At 34.7% G+C, this 24,472-nt stretch carries 21 protein-coding genes; 15 read left to right on the top strand and 6 right to left on the bottom strand.

Annotated elements, in window-relative coordinates:
- Positions 1-59: 59 nt before the first annotated feature.
- A complete protein-coding gene (locus tag RT445_RS00905; RefSeq protein ID WP_274795714.1) occupies positions 60-641 on the top strand; it encodes a phosphatidylglycerophosphatase A family protein in 582 nt (193 codons plus the stop codon).
- 70 nt (positions 642-711) lie between these two features.
- On the opposite strand, the gene RT445_RS00900 is transcribed toward RT445_RS00905, so the two are convergent.
- The 3 genes from RT445_RS00900 to RT445_RS00890 are packed head-to-tail and all read right to left on the bottom strand — an operon-like array spanning position 712 to position 5,476.
- Positions 712-2,523, bottom strand: coding sequence for an ABC transporter substrate-binding protein (locus RT445_RS00900; RefSeq protein WP_274795715.1), 1,812 nt, complete (start codon positions 2,521-2,523; stop codon positions 712-714).
- A gap of 12 nt (positions 2,524-2,535) precedes the next feature.
- Positions 2,536-4,032 (bottom strand): ABC transporter permease, encoded by a 1,497-nt coding sequence (locus tag RT445_RS00895; RefSeq protein WP_313469385.1) that lies wholly within the window; start codon positions 4,030-4,032, stop codon positions 2,536-2,538.
- A 13-nt stretch (positions 4,033-4,045) separates the two neighbouring features.
- Positions 4,046-5,476 (bottom strand): ABC transporter permease, encoded by a 1,431-nt coding sequence (locus RT445_RS00890; protein WP_313469383.1) that lies wholly within the window; start codon positions 5,474-5,476, stop codon positions 4,046-4,048.
- A gap of 121 nt (positions 5,477-5,597) precedes the next feature.
- Here RT445_RS00890 and RT445_RS00885 point away from each other — a divergent pair, with 121 nt between their 5' ends.
- The 13 genes from RT445_RS00885 to RT445_RS00825 all read left to right on the top strand — a co-directional run bounded on the left by RT445_RS00885 (position 5,598) and on the right by RT445_RS00825 (position 20,433).
- Positions 5,598-7,337 (top strand): ABC transporter ATP-binding protein, encoded by a 1,740-nt coding sequence (locus tag RT445_RS00885; RefSeq protein WP_313469381.1) that lies wholly within the window; start codon positions 5,598-5,600, stop codon positions 7,335-7,337.
- A gap of 363 nt (positions 7,338-7,700) precedes the next feature.
- Entirely contained in the window at positions 7,701-8,483 is a 783-nt protein-coding gene (locus tag RT445_RS00880) for a thermonuclease family protein (RefSeq protein WP_313469379.1), read from the top strand.
- A 568-nt stretch (positions 8,484-9,051) separates the two neighbouring features.
- Entirely contained in the window at positions 9,052-10,203 is a 1,152-nt protein-coding gene (locus tag RT445_RS00875; RefSeq protein WP_313469377.1) for a Gfo/Idh/MocA family protein, read from the top strand.
- A 19-nt stretch (positions 10,204-10,222) separates the two neighbouring features.
- Positions 10,223-11,215, top strand: a complete 993-nt coding sequence (locus tag RT445_RS00870; protein WP_313469374.1) for an ABC transporter permease — start codon at positions 10,223-10,225, stop codon at positions 11,213-11,215.
- Positions 11,216-11,228: 13 nt separating this feature from the next.
- Complete coding sequence (locus tag RT445_RS00865; RefSeq protein ID WP_313469372.1) at positions 11,229-12,107, top strand: carbohydrate ABC transporter permease; 879 nt, start codon at positions 11,229-11,231, stop codon at positions 12,105-12,107.
- A gap of 19 nt (positions 12,108-12,126) precedes the next feature.
- Positions 12,127-13,740, top strand: a complete 1,614-nt coding sequence (locus tag RT445_RS00860) for an extracellular solute-binding protein (protein ID WP_313469370.1) — start codon at positions 12,127-12,129, stop codon at positions 13,738-13,740.
- Between the two features lie 216 nt (positions 13,741-13,956).
- Positions 13,957-14,622, top strand: a complete 666-nt coding sequence (locus RT445_RS00855) for a YesL family protein (protein WP_313469368.1) — start codon at positions 13,957-13,959, stop codon at positions 14,620-14,622.
- Positions 14,619-15,797 (top strand): N-acetylglucosamine-6-phosphate deacetylase, encoded by a 1,179-nt coding sequence (gene nagA, locus RT445_RS00850; RefSeq protein WP_313469366.1) that lies wholly within the window; start codon positions 14,619-14,621, stop codon positions 15,795-15,797. The genes RT445_RS00855 and nagA overlap by 4 nt, the downstream gene beginning before the upstream one ends.
- Positions 15,798-15,866: 69 nt before the next feature.
- Positions 15,867-16,598, top strand: coding sequence for a GntR family transcriptional regulator (locus tag RT445_RS00845; RefSeq protein WP_313469364.1), 732 nt, complete (start codon positions 15,867-15,869; stop codon positions 16,596-16,598).
- Between the two features lie 66 nt (positions 16,599-16,664).
- Entirely contained in the window at positions 16,665-17,507 is an 843-nt protein-coding gene (locus RT445_RS00840; protein ID WP_313469362.1) for a class II fructose-bisphosphate aldolase, read from the top strand.
- Entirely contained in the window at positions 17,504-18,433 is a 930-nt protein-coding gene (gene pfkB / locus RT445_RS00835) for a 1-phosphofructokinase (RefSeq protein ID WP_313469360.1), read from the top strand. The genes RT445_RS00840 and pfkB overlap by 4 nt, the downstream gene beginning before the upstream one ends.
- 40 nt (positions 18,434-18,473) lie before the next feature.
- Positions 18,474-19,469, top strand: coding sequence for an SIS domain-containing protein (locus RT445_RS00830; RefSeq protein ID WP_313469358.1), 996 nt, complete (start codon positions 18,474-18,476; stop codon positions 19,467-19,469).
- A gap of 88 nt (positions 19,470-19,557) precedes the next feature.
- Positions 19,558-20,433 (top strand): ROK family protein, encoded by an 876-nt coding sequence (locus RT445_RS00825; RefSeq protein ID WP_313469356.1) that lies wholly within the window; start codon positions 19,558-19,560, stop codon positions 20,431-20,433.
- Positions 20,434-20,883: 450 nt separating this feature from the next.
- Here the strand turns inward: RT445_RS00825 and RT445_RS00820 are convergent, their stop codons facing one another.
- Both RT445_RS00820 and RT445_RS00815 read right to left on the bottom strand, forming a co-directional pair.
- Positions 20,884-21,981, bottom strand: coding sequence for an ABC transporter ATP-binding protein (locus tag RT445_RS00820; protein WP_313469354.1), 1,098 nt, complete (start codon positions 21,979-21,981; stop codon positions 20,884-20,886).
- Positions 21,982-22,064: 83 nt separating this feature from the next.
- The gene (locus RT445_RS00815) at positions 22,065-22,970 is read right to left on the bottom strand and encodes a PucR family transcriptional regulator (RefSeq protein WP_313469351.1); all 906 of its coding nucleotides are present in this window, start codon (positions 22,968-22,970) and stop codon (positions 22,065-22,067) included.
- Between the two features lie 305 nt (positions 22,971-23,275).
- On the opposite strand from RT445_RS00815, the gene RT445_RS00810 reads away from it, so the two are divergent.
- On the top strand, positions 23,276-23,455 hold the full coding sequence (locus RT445_RS00810) for a thermonuclease family protein (protein ID WP_313469349.1): 180 nt from the start codon (positions 23,276-23,278) through the stop codon (positions 23,453-23,455).
- A gap of 113 nt (positions 23,456-23,568) precedes the next feature.
- On the opposite strand, the gene RT445_RS00805 is transcribed toward RT445_RS00810, so the two are convergent.
- Positions 23,569-24,444 carry a glycine betaine ABC transporter substrate-binding protein gene (locus tag RT445_RS00805; protein ID WP_312504814.1) on the bottom strand — a complete coding sequence of 292 codons (876 nt, stop codon included), beginning with the start codon at positions 24,442-24,444 and terminating at the stop codon, positions 23,569-23,571.
- Positions 24,445-24,472 lie beyond the last annotated feature (28 nt).

Genomic DNA, 24,472 nt, shown 5'->3' with positions numbered 1-24,472 from the left:
AAGGTATAATAGGTTGGGCTAGCGTTATACTAGCAATAAAATCGAAATGAGGGTTAATTATGCATAATAAAAGTATACGTGTGCACTCTGACGAAGTAGCGAAGGCAGCTCAAGCCGCGTTAATTCGTAGAGGTGTAGCGATAGAGGATATCGCTCAAATTGTTTACGAAATGCAAAAAACCTATAATGAAGGTTTAACATTGGAGCATTGTGTTCATTCTGTTGAGCGTGTATTACGTAAACGAGAAGTGCAACATGCTTTACTAGTAGGAATTGAATTAGATGAACTAGCAGAAAAGAAATTATTATCTTCACCACTACAACAAATTATAGAATCAGATGAAGGGTTATTTGGTGTAGACGAAACAATTGCCCTAGGATCCGTTTTTACATATGGCAGCATTGCAGTTACCACTTTCGGCCATTTAGACAAGCAAAAAGTAGGGATTATCAAAAAACTCGATACAGAACCTGGGCATCACGTTAATACATTTTTAGATGATTTAGTTGGCAGTATAGCAGCATCAGCAGCTTCTCGAATTGCGCACCGTATGCGTGACTTAGAAGAAGAGGGCGAAACATTTGCTGATATCGAGCCGGAAGAGCTAGGTCCAAAACCAAAATCACATAACGAAATATAAAAGAGTTTCTTCTATAATAAAAGGAGCCTTCTCACATTTTGAGAAGGCTCCTTTAGTATGTGATATTGACTTACTTTTTATCGTTATACGCTTTTACAAATTCTTTTACTTTTTCACTATCCGCTTCAAGTTTCAAGCCAGTATCAATTAATGGAGAAACTGTAGATACAGCTGGTTTTTTATTGCCTTGGTAATAGCTAATGAATTCATCTTGGTTAATGGAGTATAGAATCGCTTTACGTAAATCTGCTGAATCAGAAACTGCACGTCCAGAAGTATTCATTTGTAAGTAAGCTACTGCATTACTATCTGCTGTATTTAATGTTAATTTAGCGTCTGATTTAACAATATCCAGTTTTGTTTCTGGTACTGTTTGAAGAACATGAATTTCACCATTGCGTAATGCAGATAGAGCACTATCAACATCAGAAATAAAACGGACATTGATTTTAGCAATTTTTGGCTCATATTCACTGCCAGCACGGTAAGCAGGGTTTTTCACAAATTGTGCTTCATAATCGTTTTTCTTTACTAAAATATATGGTCCACTTGCATATAGCTGGTTGTTGAATGTTGCTGAACCTTCCGTGACAGTAGCTTGATCACCATAGGCAATGTCTTTGTCAGGGTCGTAGCTAGCCACATCGTACGTATTAATACTTGTTACTTGTTTTTCAGATACAATACCACCAGATTGGTGTGCTAAATAATTTAACACTTGAGGGAATGGTGTTGGTGTTGTAATTTTGACAACTTGATATGCACCTGCCGCGTTATTTACAGCCCCTTTATCCTTTGCTAACTGGGCAACAGAAGCAGGTAAGTTTTGAGATAATGCTTCTAAAACGGATTGCTCAGAGCCTGCTACCTTTTTATTTTGTAATTCAGTTAAATCAGAAACGATTTCAACTGTTTCAATGTTTTCGTGAATGCTATAAGTACGATGATCTGGTACTGAGTTTGCATCTTTTGCACGGTTTAATGAGAAGACCACATCTTCAGCCGACACTAATTCGCCCGTATCAACTGCTGCACCTTCCTTGACAGCTGCAAAATTAATATCATCGCGTAAAATAAAGTAATATTCTTGATTACCTTCAGCCATTACATGGTTATACGATAATGAACCATCTGAAACAACTTCATCAGTGTCTGTTAAGTTAACTAAACGAACATACATATTTGTATTTAATGTGTTGATGGAACCATCATTCCCTTTAATTGGATCAAGTGAAGTTAGAGAATTAATTGTTTGGTGTAAAATTAAAGGTTCTGTCGCATTTTTAGATGCATCATTAAATTCGATTTGTTCCCATACTTGTGCACGAGATTTTGGTAAATGAACCGTTTTAGGATTTACTAGTTCAGAGTAAATACCTTGATACTTATTGGAAATATATAAAGGTGCAATATAAGCTTGATCGAAAACTAATAATTGCTCTAAATCTTTATATTTAGCTGCTGCTTCCTCGCCTGTTAAAGTGCTCGCTTCATCGATTAAAGCATCTAATTTGGAGTCGGCTACAACACTGTAATCCCCACCAGTTTTAAATAAACCACGAACAGCATAGTCAGGGTTCCCTGTAACTGTCGTCCAGCTTGAGAGTGCCAGATCATAGTTCCCAGCTTCTTTTTGAGCTGAGAATGAGCCGTAGTCTGGTTGAATATTTAGTTTCACATCAAAGCCATTTTTAACTAATTGGTCGCGGACAATATTCATATCTTCTTCAGAGGCTGCCATTCCTAATACTTCAATAGCAACCTTGCCATTGCTCTTGTCACTATCTTTTGAATCTTTACTGCCTTCTACGTCAGTTTTTGTTTGTACGCAGCCAGCTAAAGCTAGTACTGCAACGAATAAAAATACAAGTAATTTCTTCATAGTTACCTCCAATTAATTTGTTTTTGGATCTAAAGCATCTCGTAAACCGTCTCCTAAGAAGTTAAAGGAGAGAACAAGAAGCATAATACAAAGACCTGGGAAAATTGCGACATATGAATGTGTCTCCAGGTACGTACTACCAACTTTTAAAATGTTGCCCCATTCAGGAATATGTGGCTCAATACCAAGTCCTAAGAAACTTAAGCTACTTGTTGAAATAACAGCTCCACCGATTGTTAATGTTGCTTTTACAATCATCGGGGCTAATGAATTGGGAACGATGTGCTTGAAAATAATCGCAGCATCAGATGCCCCTAAAGCTCTAGCGGATTCCACAAATTCAAAATTAGCGAGCTGCATCACATTGGCCCGCATTGTACGAGCATAGGTTGGAATGGCTCCAACACTAAGTGCGATAATAAGATTTACCGTATTAGCACCAAATGCAGCGATAATAGCAATAGCTAATAAAATACCAGGAATGGCATATAAAATATCAAGACTTCGCATGATGATATTGTCAGTTGATTTACCGTAATAGCCAGAAAATGCTCCTAATGCGCCTCCAACAATTGCTGGTATAATTGTTGAGAAAAATCCGACGATTAATGATATTTGGGCCCCAAATACAATACGTGAAAATAAATCTCGTCCGTAATTATCTGTGCCTAGCGGATAATCTAAAGATGGAGTTTGCAGTAATGCACCATAGTTATTTTCTGTTGCGAAGTCATAATCAAAAGTCCAAGAGCTTGTAATGGACAATGAAAACATAAAAATAATGAAGAATAAACCGAATACCGCCATCGTATTACGTAAGATTTTTTCCCAGATTTTTTGCCACTTTTCTATAGAAGATGGGTTTGCCTTTCGAGCCTTTTGAATAAGACTATAGCCTAGTAATGTTGCAAATAGATTGCCAGTAAAAGTAGCTAATAGCAGAATAATACCTGGGATGAGCATCCATTTTGGTGCCTCAGTCGGCGTGACATATTTTGTACATACAAGAGCCATCACGATATAAAAAAGTGCAAGTACTAAGAAAAGACCCATAGCAAGTAAAAAGGTATCTGTTACATACGGTTTAAATAAATTCAACGCTGCAATACCAATGATGAATAATTGTGTAATAAAGGCATAGGCAGCAAAAGTATATTCTGCAGTCTTTCTTTTCGAAACAAGCATAAATGCAAAAGATGTCGAAAAAATATTGCCTGACAGAATAGTTACTAACAGTGGATAGCCAAGTAGACGGGTGCTTTTTTGAATGTCTCCATGCTTTGCCAAATCCTTTTTAATTCGTAAATTGATGATGGCAACATATGCCGTTGTAATAGCGTAAATAATAAAAAAGAGCAGAACTACCTGTCGCCAGCTATTGGTTGAAAAATTATAGCTATAAGCTAGAAACAATAAAGAAAACAGTAAGGAAAAGACAAAAGTAAAATGAGAATTGACATATTCCTGTGTGATCTTCAAGAGTAGTTTGACATGTAAGATGTTTTTCACAGGTGATCCTCCTTTAAGACTTCTTCATTTTTGAGCGAATGCGTGGATCAAAAAAGGCATACATGATATCAATTACTAAATTAACAATTGAGATCGTGATGGCAATATAAACAACGCCTCCAAGAATGGCCGGAATATCGGGGATAAATTGTTTATCGACGATATAGCTCCCAATCCCACTAATGTTGAATACCTTTTCCGTTACAGATGCGCCTCCCAACATACCCCCAAAAAGAAGTCCAATCACCGTAATAATCGGAATCATGGCATTACGAATGGCATGTTTTGAAATCACTTTAAATTCATTTAAGCCTTTTGCTTTTGCAGTAATAATATAATCCTCGTGTATTACCTCAAGCATGCTCGATCTTGTCATTCTGGCAATGGATGCCGTAATAGATGTTCCCAAGACGATAATTGGCATGATGAGCGATAACCAATTATGAGGATTATAGGTTGCTGGAAACCACTGTAGCTTTAATGCAAAAGTCAAAATAAAAATTAAACCTTGCCAAAAGCTTGGGATAGATAATCCGATTAAAGCAATGAACATAAATGTATAATCCAAATAGGAATTTGGACGAACTGCTGAAATAATACCGACTGGAATGGCAATTGCAATAGCCATTAATAATGACAAAACGGCTATTTCCAATGTGACAGGAAATTTAGTAGCAATGCTGTGCGTAATATCTTCTTTACCTGCAAAGGATGTGCCTAAATCAAATGTAAATAGGCCTGATAATGCGTTCCATAGCTGAGATAAATAAGGTTGATCCAAACCGTGAATCCGATTAAAGTTTGCAATTTGCTCTGGTGTTGCTTCGACTCCAAGAAGATTTCTTGCTGGATCGAATGGTGATAAATACAAAATAGTAAATACTAAAGTAGCCACACCAACAATAACAATGAAGCTTTGCAAAATACGTTCAATGATAAATTGCAGGAATGGATTCGCAAATAAGATAAGTACTACATAAAATAAAACAGCTGGTAGAAAGGTAAGAGCAACAAATCGTTTGTTTGTTAGTAGATGAATAAAAAATTGGTCATAAGTTAATTGTTTTATGCCATCTTTAAGTAAATCTTGCTCTACTTGCTGTTGGAGCTTTCCTTGAGCTAATTGCTTAGCTGTTGCCTGAATTTGTGACGCTGCTACTGCCTCTTTAAAAAAATTGGCCTTTGCTATTTCTTGTTGTTCGAAATCTTTTTGCCAATGGGCAACCAATCCATTCTCCAGGTAGTGCTGACTACGCAATGCAAAAGCCTGATCAAAGGTATTAGAATGATTCCTTTTCCGATAAATAAAGTATGTAAAAGGGTGGACTAAAATACTAAAAAGAAAAAGAATGAATTGATAAGGCTTTTGATGCATTAGTTTTTGATAAACCATAGAAAAGAAAATAAATTCTTTTGGTTTTAGATGAATTTTTGAAGTAACCATGCATTTCCTCCAAACGTAAATAAAATATTCAGTGGTATATTGTATAATTCCTATCAGTATTGTAAAGTATGGATTATACTTGAAAGTAAGTCAATCACTAATTTTAAAAAGGATGGGTCGAATGAGTGAAAAGCTTTTAGAAATCAATGATCTGCGCGTGTCCTTTATCACAGGAGAGACAGAATTTGAAGCGGTGAAGGACGTGAGCTTCCATCTAAATAAGGGTGAAACACTCGGAATTGTGGGAGAGTCAGGTAGTGGGAAAAGTGTAACGGCACGTTCCATTATGCGTTTATTGCCATCACCACCATCATTTCTGAAATCTGGCACGATTGTGTTTAAAGGGCAAGAACTCACTGAATTAAGTGAAAAACAAATGGAGGGGATTCGTGGACAAGATATTAGTATGATTTTTCAGGATCCGATGACCTCTACAAACCCTACTATTCGAATAGGGGATCAAGTTGCTGAAAGTTTAATCAAACATCAGTCCATGTCAAAAACAGAAGCCTATCAGCAAACAATAGAATTATTAAAACTTGTTGGCATTCGAGATGCAGAAGAACGGTATCGACAATACCCTCATGAATTTTCAGGTGGTATGCGTCAGCGCGTGATGATTGCCATGGCCCTCGCATGTAACCCCTCACTACTTATTGCAGATGAGCCAACAACAGCACTCGATGTAACCATTCAAGCTCAAATTTTAAAATTGATGCGAGATATGCAAAAGAAAATGGGTACATCTATTATTTTAATTACGCATGATTTGGGCGTTGTTGCCGGTATGTGTGATCGAATCATTGTGATGAAAGAGGGGGAAATTGTTGAACAGGGTACAACAGAAGAGATTTTTGCAAATGCTCAACATCCGTATACCCAAAAATTATTGAATGCGTTGCCAAAGCTACATGAGAAAAAGCAGCCAAAAGAAATGGCCAATATTCAGGCGGGTATTGATAAACATAAGCCACTAATCGAGGTAACACATTTATCAAAGGAATTCTCATTAGGCCGAGGTCAAACGCTGAAAGCAGTTAATGATTTATCATTTTATATATACCCTGGTGAAACACTAGGCCTGGTGGGTGAATCGGGTTCTGGTAAATCTACCACTGGTCGAACAATACTACAGCTTCATCAGCCTACAAACGGTGAAGTTTTGTATCAGGGGATACCCGTAACAAGGCTAACGAAAAAGCAATTAAAGGCCATGCGCCGACATATGCAAATTATTTTCCAAGATCCATATTCATCGTTAAATCCTCGCAAAAAAATTCTAGATATTATTGGGGAGGCTCTTGATATTCATGGCTTAGTAAAGAACCATGAAGAGAGACGACAACGAGTAGAGGAATTGCTAGAGCTTGTTGGTTTAAAGAAAGAACATTCTATGCGTTATCCTCATGAATTTTCAGGTGGTCAACGACAACGTATAGGTATTGCTAGAGCATTAGCAGTGGAACCAAATTTTATCGTTTGTGATGAGCCCTTATCAGCACTAGATGTTTCGATTCAAAAACAAATTGTTGATTTATTGAAGGAATTACAACATAAACTAGGTTTGACGTATTTATTTATTGCACATGATTTATCAATGGTGAAACATATCAGTGATCGTGTAGCAGTCATGTATGGTGGTAAAATTGTAGAATTAGCGGAAAGCGAGGAGTTGTATGCTAACCCTCAGCATCCCTATACACAAGCATTATTACGCTCTATTCCAATTCCAGATCCGAAAATTGAGAAACAGAAATATAATGACGCAGAACATACAGAAGATATGAAAGTTCGATACGAAGTAGAAAATAGTCAACTAGTAGAGGTCTCTCCGAATCATTGGGTAGCTGTATCAATGTGATAGCTTGGAAAGATAATGTCTCCAATTTTATTCAGAAATCTTCGTTTGTTTTATGTGTAAAATATCGTATATCTATACCTAAGAGATTATGTATTTACAGTACATAATCTTTTTATTTTGAAAAATTCCTGAATCTATCTAAAAGGAACTAAGGCATGTTATTATTAGTTTAAATAAATAACTGAGGGAGATAATAGTGAAGCAATCAGATATTAAGACACTAATAACTAGTGGAACAATAATTTTGGCTGTTGTTTTATATTTAATATTTAAATAAATATATGTATGAAAATCTTCAGTTGTTACAATGGCTGAAGATTTTTTATTACAGTAACATTTTTATATGGAAAGAGGAATAAATTTATGAAAAAAGTTTTCTTTTTATTATTGCTTTCAACACTACTAATAAGTGCTTGTACAGAAGAAACTACAATACGTAATGACAACCAGAATCAGATTGTATCAGAAACCTCTAAAGAAGCAGGTTCAAAGCACGATATAAAATCCTTTGAAGAATTTCCACTTGAAGGGGTAATAGATGGAGATACATTGAAAATACAATATAATGGTTCAACTGAGAAGGTAAGGCTACTATTAGTTGATACACCTGAAACTAATCATCCTAGTTTAGGGGAACAACCTTTCGGCCAAGAAGCCAAAGAATTTACTAAGCAATTATTAAAAGATAAAAAAACAGTATACTTAGAATTTGATGTTTCATATAGAGATAAATATAAGAGACTTTTAGCTTACGTTTACACAGATGAAGGTATTAATATTCAAGAAGAACTTTTGAAAAATGGACTTGCCCGTGTAGCTTATATATACGAACCAAATACTAAACATGTTGATTGGTTTGAAACAGTACAAAGAACTGCTCAACAACAGGCAATAGGTATATGGTCAGTTGAGAATTATGTAACGGATAGAGGATTTAGAAAAGAAGTATTTAATAGTAAGGATGAAAATAAAAATAATAACTACAATAATAAATCACAATGTAATATAAAAGGGAATATCAATGCTAAAGGTGCTAAAATTTATCATTTACCTGGCCAACAGAATTACGAAGATGTAAAAGCAGAGGAGCTATTCTGTTCTGTAGTCGAGGCTGAAAATGCAGGTTTTAAGGCAGCAGAAAGATAATATGAAGTTCATCACTAATTCAATAGCTGAGTTTGGTATTTCACTAAACTCTGCTATTTTTATTTTTGTAAATTAGTAGATTTAAATACAAATAAAACGACATTTCAAGTTAACTATTTAGCACTCAAAACTTGCAAAAAGGAAGTAGATGCTATAAAAAATAACAATTGGAGAGGTTCTGTCTCTAAATTAAAAGCTTCCTAGATAGGATACTTTTATATGAAGGCAATAGAAGTCTTTATTTTCGGAATTTTTTATTTATTTTAAAAGAAAAGTGTAATGGATTGAGCTATTGAAGAAGTGATATACTTTCTAATTTTTTGAATGAGTTAACTCATATTGATACCAAATAGTTTATACAGGCGGATAAAACCTGGGGTATTGACATATTAAGTGTTAGAATTATATATTTATTCCAGTTAAATTTTTAGAATATTCATTACATACTTATAATTTAACTTGTACCTACAACGTGTTGACGTGTAGTTGTGTTGTTATGGATAGTTAGTCTAATTTGTAAACGTTTTCGAAATACATGGGCAAAAGTAAGATAAAAGGGGGAATTATAATGAAAAAATTACGAATTGGTGTAATTGGAGCCGGTTTAAGAGGGGGTTTGGCACAATACTGGCATAAACCTGACGGGGAATCGGAAGTAGTGGCATTAGCTGATATCTCTCAAGAACGATTAGATAAGTTTCAGGAAAAATTCGATACTCCTTTATTTTTAACGAAGGATTATAAGGAATTATTATCAAGAGATGATATTGATGCAATAGCTGTTTTATCGCCAGATTATTTGCATGAAGAACATATTATTACTTGCTTAAAAGCAGGGAAGCACGTTTATGCTGAAAAACCATTAGCCATAACAGTGGAAGGTTGCGATCGAATATTAGATGCATGGAAAAAATCAGGGAAGCATCTAATGATTGGCTTTAATATGCGCTATATGGCTATGTATCAAACGATGAAAGGCTTAATTGACTCAGGTGCCATTGGAGAATTAAAGGCTATATGGGTGCGTCATTTTGTTGGATTCGGAGGTTATTTCTACTATCACGATTGGCACGGAAATTCAAAAAATACAACATCTCTATTACTTCAAAAAGGCTCACATGATTTAGATGTAATTCATTGGATTTCTGGGAAATATGCAACGAAGGTATCTGCATTTGGGAGCTTGGATTATTATGGTGGAGATAATCCAAATACGTTAACGTGTCCGACATGTGATAAGAAAAAAACTTGCCCAGAATATGTTCCCCATACATTTACGGAATGTGCTTTCCGTGAAGAAATAGATGTAGAGGATAATAATATGCTCATTATGGAATTGGAAGGTGGCATAAAAGCTTCGTATCTACAATGTCACTTCACCCCCGACTATTCACGAAATTATACTTTCATTGGTACGAAAGGGCGTATCGAAAATGATGATGTAAATAATAAAATTTATTTAAAAACGAGAAAGTCGAATACTTGGGAAGAACTTAGTAATGTTGTTTACGAGATGAAGCCTGAGGAAGGAGGTCATGGGGGGGCTGATCCAAAAATTGCTCAAGATTTTGTAGAGCTCATCCTCTATAATAAAGAGCCTTTAACTACGCCATTTGCAGGACGGATGAGTGTTGCAGTAGGTTGCGCGGCAACAGAATCTATTCGTAATGGAGGTAAAGTTATTGAGATCTTACAGGAATCTACAATTCTGCAACATTGATAAATAGGGGGTGTAGTTTATGACGCTTTTAGATAAAACAACTGTTGAAGAAAAATCATCTAAAACAAAACGTTTTTTCAAAAAGCAATCAAAAGTAAAGAAAAATCACTTGGTAGAATGGAAAAGATCTATCAAAAAAAATTGGGAGCTTTATTTATTACTAGCCCCTGTCATACTTTACTTTTTGGTTTTCCATTACTATCCACTATATGGGTTGCAAATTGCCTTTAAAGACTTTATTGCTACAAAGGGAATTATGGGGAGTCCGTGGGTAGGGTTTAAGCATTTTGAACGTTTTTTTGATAGTTATTATTTTTGGCGTTTAATAAAAAATACAATAGGGATTGGTGTATTCACTTTACTCATATCTTTCCCAGTACCAATCATTATTGCGTTGCTTTTAAATGAAGTAAAAAGCCTTCGTTTTAAAAAATTTGTACAGACAGTTATTTATGCCCCTCATTTTCTATCTACAGTAGTAGTTGTTGGTATGCTGTTACTATTTTTAAAGTCAGATGGGATGATTAATCAAGTAATTATGTTGTTTGGCGGTACACCAATCGATTTTATATCAGAACCAGCATGGTTTAAATCAATATACGTACTATCTGATGTTTGGCAAACGATGGGATGGAGTTCTATCATATATATTGCAGCTCTAGCCGCCGTAGATCCAGCACAGCATGAAGCGGCAATGATAGACGGGGCATCAAAATTCCAAAGAATCATTCATATTAATATTCCTGCAATTATGCCGACGATTGTAATTTTATTTATCTTAAATGTAGGATCTGTAATGGCAATAGGATTTGAGAAGGTATTTTTAATGCAAAATGACTTAAATATGTCGGCGTCAGATGTTATATCAACATTTGTTTATCGTAGTGGGATTTTAGAAGCGCAGTATAGTTTTTCAGCAGCTGTAGGTCTATTCAACTCTATCATTAATTTTATCCTCCTTATTATGGTTAATAGGATAGCTAAAAAAGTGAGTGATACAAGTTTATGGTAAAGGAGAGATTAAAATGAAAGAATCAAAGGGCGATCGAGCGTTTACAATCTTTAATTATATTTTTTTAGCAATTGTAGCACTTGTTGTATTGTACCCACTTATTTTTGTTTTGAGTGCTTCCCTAAGTAATCCAGAGTACGTAATCTCGGGAGATATATGGTTATGGCCAAAGGAATTTACAGTGGAGGCGTACCAAAAAGTATTTCAAAATCCTGATATTACCAATGGATTTGTTAACACACTGAAGTACACATTTTTTGGAACATTGTTAAATATCTTCATGACAATTTGTGCAGCCTATCCACTTTCTCGTAGAAATTTAAAAGGAAAAGGCTTTATTATGGCATTTATGGTATTCACAATGTTCTTTAGTGGGGGACTTATTCCAACATATTTATTAATTCGTGATTTAGGCATGATTAATACTTTTTGGGTCATGATTATTCCGAATGCTGTAGCTGTATGGAACATCATTATTATGCGGACTTTTTTCCAGTCCATTCCTTATGAGTTAGAGGAATCTGCCATGATTGATGGAGCGGGGAATTTCCGTATTTTATGGAGTATTGTACTACCACTATCATTACCTGTTATGGCTGTCATGGTTTTATTTTATGCAGTGGGACATTGGAACTCTTATTTTCAAGCATTGATTTACTTACAAGATCAAGATAAGTTTCCACTTCAACTTATCCTAAGGCAAATTTTAATTCAAGGACAAGCTGACGATATGATTAAAGCCACGTCAGAAAGCTTTTTAGCTCAAAAACTTAGCGTTGAAGGGTTAAAGTACGCAGTTTTAATCGTTGCTAACCTACCAATGTTAATGCTTTATCCATTCTTACAACGATATTTTGTAAAAGGTGTAATGATTGGTTCATTAAAAGGTTAAAGAATAGGAGCGAATTAAAATGAAAATAAAGAAGAAGCATGTTTATGGTTTAGCTGCAAGCCTGCTGTTAGCTACGAGTTTACTAGGAGCATGTTCTGACACAAAAGAAACTGGAGAAAAAACCGGCAATATTGATAACTTGAATGCAACGGGTATGCCGATTACAAAAGAGAAAATAGAAGTAGACGGTTTTGCTGCAAAATTTTTCGCATCGCAAGATTGGAACAATCTAATGTTATGGGAAGAATACGAGAAAATGTCTAACATCCATATTAATTGGACAACGGTTCAAACAGAAGTATTAGCGGACAAAAAGAACTTGCTTTTAGCTGCGGGAAATTATCCAGAAATATTTTTTGCATCAGCATTTTCGAAAACTGATTTAATCAAGTATGGTCAACAAGGCGTATTTTTACCGTTAAATGATTATATTGAACAATATGCTCCAAATTTTAAAAAGCTATTAGATGAATACCCATCTGTAAAACAAGGTGTGACGATGGCAGATGGAAAAATTTATGGCTTCCCTACAATTTACGATCCGAAATTTACATCACTGCGTGTAGGGGCACCATGGATTAACCAGAAATGGCTTGATAATCTAGGTTTACAATCCCCAGAAACAACAGATGATTTGTATAAAGTATTGAAAGCATTTAAAGAAAATGACCCAAATAGAAATGGTTTACAGGATGAACAAGGCTGGGGGACTGGCTATGGTATCGAACAAATTATTTATTATTTAAGAGGTTCATTTGGTTTGAATAAACAAGGAACGATGAATGTGAACTTAGACTTTAAAGAAGGTACTGAGGAATTTCGTTTCGTGCCAACGACAGACGAATATAAACAATTACTTGAGTTCTTAAATAAACTTTACAAAGAAGGTTTAATTAATAAAGATGTATTTACGACAGAGCCTCAGAAATTTGCGGCAGAAGCAGCTAAAGGAACGTTTGGTATGCTTAGTGAAGTGGACCCAAAAGAGTTATTTAAATTAGATGGTTATACTGGTGCACATGTTTTAGAAGGACCGAATGGAGATAGACAATTTACTGCGATGACTAATGGTCTTGGGAATTTAGGAATGTTTGTCTTAACAGATAAAGCAAAAAATCCAGAAGCGATGGTACGCTGGATTGATCATTTATATGGTGATGAAGGGACTAAAATGTTCTTTATGGGCTTTGAGGGTGTCACTTATGAAGAAAATGCCGATGGTACTATTCAATACGTAAAGGATATTACGAACAATCCAGATGGCAAAAACTTAGATCAAGCGATCAGTGATTATTTAACATGGCCGGGCGGTTATTATCCTGGAATTGTAACACAAAAATATTTCCAAGGTGCAGAGGCGAAAGAAAATTCTATTAATAATGCTAATCAAGTAATGCCATATGCGTTGAAGGATGAGGAAATTATTCCAGGGTTGAATTATACAGTAGAAGAAAATGATCGAGTGTCGGCAGTTTTAACAGACATTCAAACGTATGTAAATGAAATGACGGCAAGCTTTATTACAGGTAAAGAAAGCTTTGATAAATGGAATGACTACAAGAAAACAATTGAGAAGATGGGATTACAAGAATATCTAGAAGTAGCACAGGGGGCATATGACCGTTCAAAATAACTAGGTACAGGTTTTCCTTCAAGCTCAAGATGTAGTAGGTCGCATAAGCCAAATGTTCACTTTTGTTAATAAGGCCTATGTGACCCTCATTTTCTAAACCTTCAATTATTGGTGTATCTAGTGGTTGATAAGCTATAGCTTTTCAGACTTAAAATATAATATGCATGATATAAAGTTGTGTTTGAATTGAATCTCTATCGTTAGGAGGTAAAGTACATGGTATTTGGAGGATGGAAAGGAAAATTGTACTGGGTAGTAGAGTGGATCACATTGTTAGCAGTGTTACAGTTATTATGGACAGGCCTCACTTTACTTGGACTTGTTTTATTTGGAATATCCCCAGCAACCGTCGCAATGTTTACCACTTTACGTAAAAGGTTACAAGGGGAAGATGTCTTAAAACGATTAGTTAAAATCTTTTGGAATACATATAAAGTAGAATTTATTCCATCCAATAAAATAGGTATTATCTTACTGGTTTTTGGATATTTTTTATCTATTAACTTCCAAATTATCACATCATTTCATGGCATACTTGGTTTATTGTTACTAACTTCGATTATTACAATTAGTATTCTTTTCGGTATTATTATAGTTAATATTTTCCAATTATACACCTATTATGATTTGCCAACATTACGGTACTTTACTGCTTCGATCATATTTAGTATAGCTTATCCATTACAAATGATTAGCACTATCGTAGGACTTGCTATATTATATAAAATTTATAGTTTGATTCCTGGCCTATTACCGTTTTTTGGTATTAGTTTAACTGCATTATTTTTATCTTGGATATCATCCCAGATGTTTAAGAAAGAATTAGAATTAGAGGAACAAACCCATCTATCAAACTGTTCTGGGGGAGGGGTAACCTCATGAATAGCACATTTATTATTAATGCTAATATTGTTTTGGAAAATCAAATTTTAAACAATGCATTCCTTGAATTATTAGATGGAAAAATCGCTGAAATTGATATAATGGAAAACTGTCCTCAACTAGCATCGATAGAGAATGTGATAGATTGTCGACTAGAAGGCTATATTATTCCAGGAATGATCGATATCCATGTACATGGTGCTTTAGGACATGATTTTATGGATGCTGACCATATTTGTTATTCTAAAATTGCAAAGCATTTAGCAAGTGAAGGTGTAACAGCTTTTTTAGCAACAACGATGACTGGCCCTTTGTCAGAAATTGAAGCGGCTATTGAGGCGCTTTCCTATTATTATAACAATCAACCTACAGCAGTAGCTGAAATGTTAGGAATTCACTTAGAAGGTCCATTTATTAATCGAGCTAAAAAAGGCGCTCAATCAGAAGAATTTATTTTAAAGCCAAATGTACAACAATTTAAATATTTGTACGATAAGTCCACTCAATTAATTTGTCTTGTTACATTTGCACCTGAGGAAGATAACAACTTTGCATTACTTCAAGAGTTAAACAGTATAGGTGTTATTGCATCTATTGGTCACTCTGACGCCGATTATAATACAGCAATCCATGCATTAAAAGCTGGTATTACTCATGTAACACACCTATTTAATGGTATGAGTGGTCTTCATCATCGTGATCCGGGAGTTGTAGGAGCAGTACTTTTATCAGAAGATGTGTATATTGAAGTAATTCCAGATAATATCCACTTTCATAAAGATTTACTACGAATGGTTTACAAAATGACAGGCTTACACCGTTTGCTAGTTATTACAGATGGTATGCGTGCAAAGGGAATGCCAGATGGTATGTATGATTTAGGCGGCAATGAAGTAGAAGTAATCAATAATCAATGTATTCAACATAAAACGGGATCCTTAGCAGGGAGTGTATTGAATATGAATACGGCAAGGAAAAACATAGAAGAGTGTCTTTCACTTTCAATCGTTGAACAAATTCGTCTTGTTTCTTTGAACCAAGCAGTCCATTTAGGGTTGGACAATCGTAAAGGGTCTATTGCTGTTGGAAAAGATGCAGATGTTGTTTGGTTGAATGAAGAAGGAGAAGTGGAGAAAACTTTTTGCTTAGGGAAACTTGCCTTTGAAAAGGATTGATATATCAATAGGCATCTTTTTATATAGATGGTATATTGATTACAAAACCTAGAGAAGGAAGGAAAAAAGATGCATTTGTTAGATCAATCCAGTGTAATCCCACTTTATCACCAATTAAAACAAATTTTATTTGCGAAAATTCAATCAGGTGAATGGAAACCGGGTGATAAAATTGACTCAGAAAATCAGTTAATGGAAATGTTTCGAGTTAGCCGAAATACAGTAAAAAAAGCAATTGAGGAATTAGTAAAGGAAGAGAAATTATATCGTATACAAGGAAAAGGGACTTTCGTTTCGAAGCCAAGACTTGAACAATCTCTTGGTGGATTTTACAGTTTTAGTCGCATGATTCAGGAAAAAGGTTTAAATCCTAGAGATGAAGTGTTAGACATACAGAAGGTTTATCCCTCGACTAAGGTTAGAATCAATTTAGAATTAGAGGAAAACGAACAAGTGGTAGAAATGAAGCGTTTGCGATTTGCAGATAATGAACCCATTATTTTGGAATCATCATTTTTACCTTTAAGCATTATTAAGGATAGTGAAATATTACAAGAAGTAACTACTTCTTCTTTATACAGCTTATTAGCAGAACGGTTTAACGTTATTGTTGTAAGAGCTAGAGAAGCTTTTGAACCTGTACTTATTAATAAAGATGAAGCGCACTTATTGAAAACAGATGTTGGAAAACCTGCTTTATTATTGGAACGGACTGCATTTGATACTTCAGGAAAACCAGTTGAATTCTGTATTTCGATTGTAAGAGGAGACCGTTGTCGATTTTATACGGAATTAAATTAATATAGCTTGCTTAATCTTTTTATATTTTCAATTATACCAACAACCCATTGAGGGAGGAATTCTATTATGCCATTAGTGACAACTAAAGAAATGTTAGAAGACGCTTATAAAAATAACTATGCAATAGGGGCTTTTGGGGCACATAATTTAGAAATTATAAAAGCAGTAATTGCTGGAGCAGAAAAAGTAGGTGCACCTGTAATTTTGCAAACAACTTCAAGTACCTATAAATATGTAGAGATGCCTTATATGATTGCACTTGCAAAAACAGCAGCTGAACAGGCAAAAGTACCCGTAGCATTACATCTGGATCATGGTGAGTCTTATAAGGTTGTTATGGAATGTTTACGAGCAGGTTATACCTCTGTGATGATTGATGGTTCTTCCTTACCTTATGAGGAAAATATTATATTGGTTAAAAAAATAGTAGAAGCTGCAAGTGCTTTAAATGTGCCTGTTGAAGCGGAGTTGGGGACAATCAGTGGTGTCGAAGATAGTTTGAGCGTAAATGAGGGGACTGCATTCTTTACTGATCCAAAGGAAGCAGAACATTTTGTGAAGGTTACAGGAATTCAATCATTTGCCCCAGCATTTGGTACAGCACACGGTAAGTATAAACAAAAGCCAAAATTGCAATTTGATCTTTTACAAAAAATTTATCGTTCTACAAATGTTCCTTTAGTCATGCACGGAGCATCTGGAGTGCCAGAAGAAGATGTGCGTAAATCCTTGAATTATGGCATTGCAAAAGTTAATTTTTCTACGGAACTAAAGGACTTGTTTGCTGAGCAATTAAGAGCTTTTTTTAATGATAATCCAACAGAAAATGATCCAAGAAAATATTTCCTTCCAGCACGTGAATCTTTAATTGAATTAGTAGAGCAAAAGATTGTGATGTTACAAAAATGATTACTACATTAACCTTAAACGCTGCTATTGACAAAGTGCATGAGGTAAATTCTTTAATGGTTGGTCAGACTAATCGTGTATTACAGAAGTCACAACAAGGTGGGGGGAAAGGTGTTAACGTAGCCCGTGTTATCGTAGCACTTGGTGGTGAAGTGACTATTGGCGGTTTTGTAGGCGGATTAAACGGGAGTAAAATAACTGAACTTTTACAGGACGAAAATTTACAAACAGAATTCATACAAATAGAGGAAGAAAATCGAATTTGTTTAACCATTATTAATCAGCAAACGAAGGAAATGACGGAGCTTTTAGAGGTAGGACCAACTATTCAAGAACATGAATGGCAGAAAATGCTTAATTGGGTTGTGAAACAAGCCGAACATGCCACTTATTTTGTGTTGTCAGGAAGCTTACCTAAAGGTGTACAAAAAAAAGCATATGCGACAATTATCCATTTATTAAAGGAAAAGGGTATTCGAGTCGCACTTGATACAAGTGGAGATGCTTTGAGACAAGGTGTTAAGGCATTACCATTCATTATTAAGCCTAATGAGGATGAAATTGCTCAATTGATTGGTAAGTCAGTTCTGACTCAAGAAGACTTAGTTCAAGCTGGTATAAAACTACAAAAATTAGGAATTGAACATGTGTGTTTCTCATTGGGTGAGCAAGGTGCTTTATTTGTTAATTCGTTAGGGATTTACAAAGTTAATGCACCACAAATACATGTTGAAAATACAGTTGGAAGTGGCGATGCCTTTTTAGGAGGGCTTATTTATAAACTCTCTCTTGGTGCAGACCATACAGAGGCATATAAATGGGCTGTCGCATGTGGTTCTGCGAATGCAGAGAATAAAGAGATTGCTAAAGTACAACGAGAGGCTGTTGAAAGACTCTTAGACGAAATACAAATAACTAAAATATAAGAGAAGTAGGGATTTGTTTATGTACACTTACAATGAGATTATGACACAAGATCAAAAGTTAGAAAAAACAAAAGATATTGTTCAATCAATTACATTTAATGAAAGTGCTGTAGATGTAGTTCTATTCACCGGATGTGGTACATCATTTTATTTAGCTATTGCAGCAGCACGTTATTATCAAGCTGTTACTGGAGAGTTTGCTATTGCAGTACCTGCATCTGAATTATTCTTACACACTGAAACGTATATTCTAAAGAATAAAAAGTATCTTATTATTGGAATTTCACGTTCCGGAACAACTTCGGAAATAATTATGTCATTAGAACATCTAAAAGGTGACGAAAAAATACGTACTATGGCAGTTACATGTAATGGTGGCACTCCTATGGCTAAATTGACAGATGAATTAATCGCTTTAAATGATATATCAGAAAAAAGTGTTGTAATGACTCAATCATTTTCTAATATGTTATATGCTCTCCAATTATATGCAGCGAAAATTAGCCGACGAACGGATATGATGGAACAACTAGAAAAAATTCCTGCACTTGTTAAATCGGCATTAGGTAATGGAAAACAGCTATTACAGGTAACAGAGGATGCCACAAAAAAACGTTTTATATTTTTAGGATCAGGTGCATATAATGGGTTGGCTAAAGAAGCGACATTAAAGCTTAAGGAAATGACACAAACTGAATGCGAAAGCTACTCAAATTTAGAATTCCGACATGGTCCAATTTCTATTGTAGATCATGAAACAGTTGTGATTTTATTTACACAAAATGAAACTAAGGAATATGATCAGGCATTAATAAAAGATATTCAAAAGCTTGGAGGTTTTGTTGTTGTCATAGGTATAGTTTCAAAAGAATTACAAGCAGATTTAATTCTCAATTTATCAAATCAAGTAGATGATTTGAATAGACTAGTAGAAGCTGTTCCATACTTCCAACTAATAGCTTATCAAAGTGCTATATTTAAAGGTTGTAATCCAGATAAGCCACGTAACTTAACGCAAGTCGTAAATCTATCATAACAAACGCATAGTCATTGAATTTTAGGCATAAGGATAACTTTTACTTTCAGAAAATTGAAATTTCTAGCGAGGGACTGGCGGTGGAATAATGGGTAATATCTTAGTAGCAGATGTTGGTGGAACAAAATTAGCCACGGCTTTATTCAATCAAAACCAGCAGTTAGTAATTAAAAGAGATGTACCTAGTGACGTTTCAAATAGGGAAGCTTTATACCAGTGTTTAATTGATAGTTTTAAAATTCTCTGTTTAGAGAAGCAAATTTCATTTAATGAAGTCTCTAAAGTATGTATTGGTGTACCTGGGATTGTTGATATACAAAAAGGTCTAGCGGTTTATCAAAATAATATACCGTGGAGTAATTTCCCGATTTATGAGCGTTTGTTTGAAATTTTTGCACATGCGCAGATAATGATTGATAACGATGTTAACATGGCAACCTGGGGAGAATATAATGCTAGAGGATTTAGTAAAGAAACAATGATATATGTAACATTAAGTACTGGAATATCATGTTGTACTGTAGTAAATGGCGAATTTCTAAGAGGAACAGGATTATCTGGTGAAATAGGTTTTAATATCGTAGGTAAAAATGGAGAAACATTAGAAGAAAGTGTCGCAGGACCTGCTATAGAAAAGTTGGGAAGAACGTTACTGGGGAATTCGGAAATCCGATTAAAAGATATGATGGAACTCTATTACAAAGGAGACCCTATCATCGATAAGATTTTGCAACAATTAATTTATTGCATGGTTAAACAATTGCATCAAATGATTTTGATGCTTGACCCTCATAGCATAGTGTTAGGTGGAGGTTTTTTTAATCACCACCCGAAAATTATAGAGCAGATTAAAGAAAAGATTCAGCAACGATTATTAAACACACCTTTTGAGGGAAAAGAACAAATTATAGGTAGCAGTATTCATAAAAGTGATGCTGGACTATACGGTGCAGCCTTGAAATAAAAAAGCATAGTATAGATTTTACCTTAAAGATACTTAAGGAAAATAGAGATTTACACGAATAAGAAAATTTAACCCAACTTTTTCAAAAGTAATGAGAAAGTTGGTTTTTTATTTATTGCTGAAGCTAATAGGATTTATATCTTTTTTTATAATGTGTAGAAAATTGTATTTTATTTCACAAGAGGTAGCATTTGAATCTTTGTTAAAATAGTTAGAATTTTATTATCAAAGCTTTTGTTGATTAATTTCTGTCTTTTCTAATAAAAAGTACTAGCAAAGTTTCATCTAGAAAGGGAAAAATATTTGTTGTGAAAATAATTATTGGTTATTTTCTAAAATTGGACCAGCACAACTTGTAAACCAGTTTAAGTTGAAAAAGTCGAAGAAGGGGAACAGACAATTTGTCTGAATCCCTATCTTTGAAGATAATACTTGTGCAATTTATTGCTCCTAACGAATCCGTTTTTCTGTTTCTAAGTCAAAGAAATGCGCTCGAGACATATCAATTAGTAGATTTACGACTTGACCTTGTGTGATTTTTTTATCAGAATTAACACGTGCAATATAGGGTTGTCCATTTAACTGTGCATGTAACATCAGCTCAGCACCCGTTAATTCGGATACTTCAATAATAGCTTCGATAGACGATAGGGGCAGTTCAGAAATTACTGAAGAATTTTCATAAATATGCTCCGGACGAATGCCGAGAATCAGTTCTTTTTGTAAATAGCCTTGTTCTTTTAATAACTTAGATTTTTCTGCTGGAATAGTTAATAAAATATTACCTATTTGAAATCCCTTTTCATGGAAAACCCCTTTAAAGAAGTTCATTGATGGAGAGCCTATAAAACCGCCAACAAATTTATTTTCAGGTAAGCCGTATACTTCTTCAGGCGTACCGATTTGTTGAACAATACCATCCTTCATCACAACAAGGCGTGTTGCCATTGTCATTGCTTCTGTTTGATCATGTGTTACGTAAATTGTAGTTGTTTTTAAACGCTGATGAAGTTTGGTAATTTCTGCACGCATTTGTACGCGTAGTTTTGCATCTAAATTGGACAATGGCTCGTCCATTAAGAAAATATTAGCATCTCGGACGATTGCTCTACCTAGGGCGACTCTTTGCCTCTGACCTCCAGATAAAGCTTTTGGCTTGCGATCTAAATAATTTTCTAAATCAAGAATGGCTGCAGCATTGTGGACACGTTCCTTAATTTGTTGTTTTGAAAATTTTCGAAGCTTTAAGCCAAATGCCATGTTGTCGTATACCGTCATATGTGGGTAGAGTGCATAGTTTTGAAAAACCATTGCAATATCACGTTCCTTTGAAGGCACATCATTCATTTTCTTGTTATCAATTAAAAAATCTCCTTCTGAAATTTCTTCTAAGCCGGCTATCATACGCAATGTTGTTGATTTCCCACAACCCGAGGGACCAACAAGTACAATAAACTCTCTATCTTGAATAGTTAAATTAAAGTCGGATACAGCCGTTACACCACCGTCATATATTTTATAAATATTATTAAGTATAATCTTCTCCATGTTCAATCCCCTTTGTTCTTTTTTTACAGTTTAAAGAAAGTGAAGAAGAAAACCAATGTTTAAAATGCATAATTTTCAGTCAATTAATTTTGTGCATTTTGTAAAGATGACCAAAGATAACTAGCAAAGTAAACAAGTATAGCACCATCTAAATTTTTCGTGTTAATATTCGTAATTTCTTGGAATTTTGATAAACGATAAGTTAATGTATTGCGATGCATATGTAGTTCCTTGGATGTCAACGTAATATTTAAACCGCATTCATAAAAAGTTTTAACAGTATCAAGTAATTCTTTGTCAGACTTCAAAGGTATAATAATTTGTTCTTCTATAAATTTTAGTATAGAAACAGGCAATTGTTGTATTAAAAAAATAGGAAATATTGATTGAAATGAATAATAAGGTTCAGCGAATCTTAAATTTAAGCATTCCTTGAACCATTGAGCTTCTCTTTGGAATTTAATTGGGAACTCTTTGTTGATTTCATAATACTCACCCACATACAAATGGATTCTGATATAAAAATCTGTTTCAATGGTACGAATAAGTGCGATGAAATCTTCTTTCTCATTCATTGAACGACTCGCAGGTTCCATAAGTAAAAAATGATTAGTAGCAACTTGTATTAATATCGTATCTTCCTGAAAAAAATTATAAAGTGCTTCTTTTAATTCCTCTAAAGGAGGGTTTTCGTTTATAAAAGTTAGTTGAATAATTCGAGCTTTGTTAAAGGATAAATTAGATGGTATGTTACCATTTGAATAAATAAAGTTGTACCAAGTATCCGATGACTGAAATAGTGACGAGGTAACTTCAGTATAGAAAACGGTAAGCCATTGGTAATCTCGCTGTGTAACCTCATGCTTGGAGACAGAAAACCATTCTTTAGTTTGATGATGATAGAAAATGAAAGTGCTATTTGGTAGCTGAGTTGGTTTTGTTCGATAATACTGATATGAAGGAAACAATGCTTTGAGATTTAGGTTCATTAAATACACCTCTTCATTTTAAAATGTAGAAAAATATACAACAATTAAAATTCTTACCTTGAAAAATCATAAAGGGCATAGTCTAGGTAAAATATGTACAAATATAAAATATTTATTTAAAGAATTTCCTACTATAATAATAAGTGGTGGGTTAAAAAAAGTTAATAAGAAAGCCACTAATATTAATGGTGCCAAACGGAAAATTCAACTTCTCATGACTGTTTCCTCAAAAAAGCGATGCCCAGCTAAATGCTGTAAAAAAAAATGAGGCGAATGTTGTTGGAACCGAAACAGAAAATTAGCTCTTGCAGGAGTCCTTATTAGATGAAGGTCTTGCTGTTGTACGTTATATCCATAAACCAAATAATACATTTGAAGATGATTTCAGAGCTATTCAACAAAAGGCACAAGAGGCAAAGTTAAATATTTGGTCACATGATGATTACTTCCAAAAAGATGGCTTCCATCCAGAAGTCATTGACTAAAAAGGAACAAAAATCAACTAGTCCTTGCCAAACGTTCTTTATTTGCTAGTGACACCATCCTTTTTAACAACATAAAATCCATTTACTAGTGATTAGTAAATGGATTTTTTCATTTATGCTTTTGCGTCTTGTGTCCAATCGGCTACTTTGTCCTGATTGTTGTCAATCCATTTTTTTGCAGCTTCCGTGGCACTCATTCCCTCCATAATATCAAACATCACACTTTCTATATCCTCGGGGGTCCAGTGGAAACGATCAAGGACATTGTAGGCTTCAGGGGAATCTTCTTTTAAGCCATTGCGAGCAAAGGTACCAATATACTCTTCCGTACCATATAAACCTTTTGGATCGTCTAAATATTTTAAATCGTATGCATTAAAGATCCAGTGTGGTGACCAGCCAGTAATGATAATTTCTTCATTATTAGTGATGGCTTGACTCAAGGCAGCCGTCATTGCCCCAGCTGAAGAGGTCAATACATTCCAGCCTTCCAGATTTTTATATTCTTTATAAGCATTTTCCGTTGTGGCCATCATATTAGCTCCTGGCTCAATACCAGTAATAGTTTGATTAGCTTGGTTTGTTAAATCCTCAATTGAATCTACATCCATATAACTCGGAACAACTAAGCCAATCTTTGCACCCGTTAGATTTTCTCCTAGATTATCAATCTTAGTTTTGTATTTCTCTACTTGTGGGGCATGTGTCTGGGGCAACCAGGCAGATACCATACCATCGACTTCTCCGTTTGCAAGTGCTTCCCACATAATGCCATTATCGAGTGGTGTCAATGTCACCTCATATCCTAAATCCTCTAAAACTTGTCCTATTACATGGGTAGAAGCTACCTCAGTATCCCATTCAACATAGGCTAAGTTTATTGCATTTTTATTACTACTTTTTGAATCTGCACCTGCTGAACTACATGCAGTTAAAACTAGTAGACATGCTATAGCTAATCCTATTTTCCATAATTTCAAATATCTCATAAATATACCCTTACCATCCTTTCTTACT

It is taken from the genome of Lysinibacillus sp. (assembly GCF_032093475.1).
Lineage (GTDB): Bacteria > Bacillota > Bacilli > Bacillales_A > Planococcaceae > Lysinibacillus > Lysinibacillus irui.
This window is presented reverse-complemented; position numbering and strand designations above follow the sequence as displayed.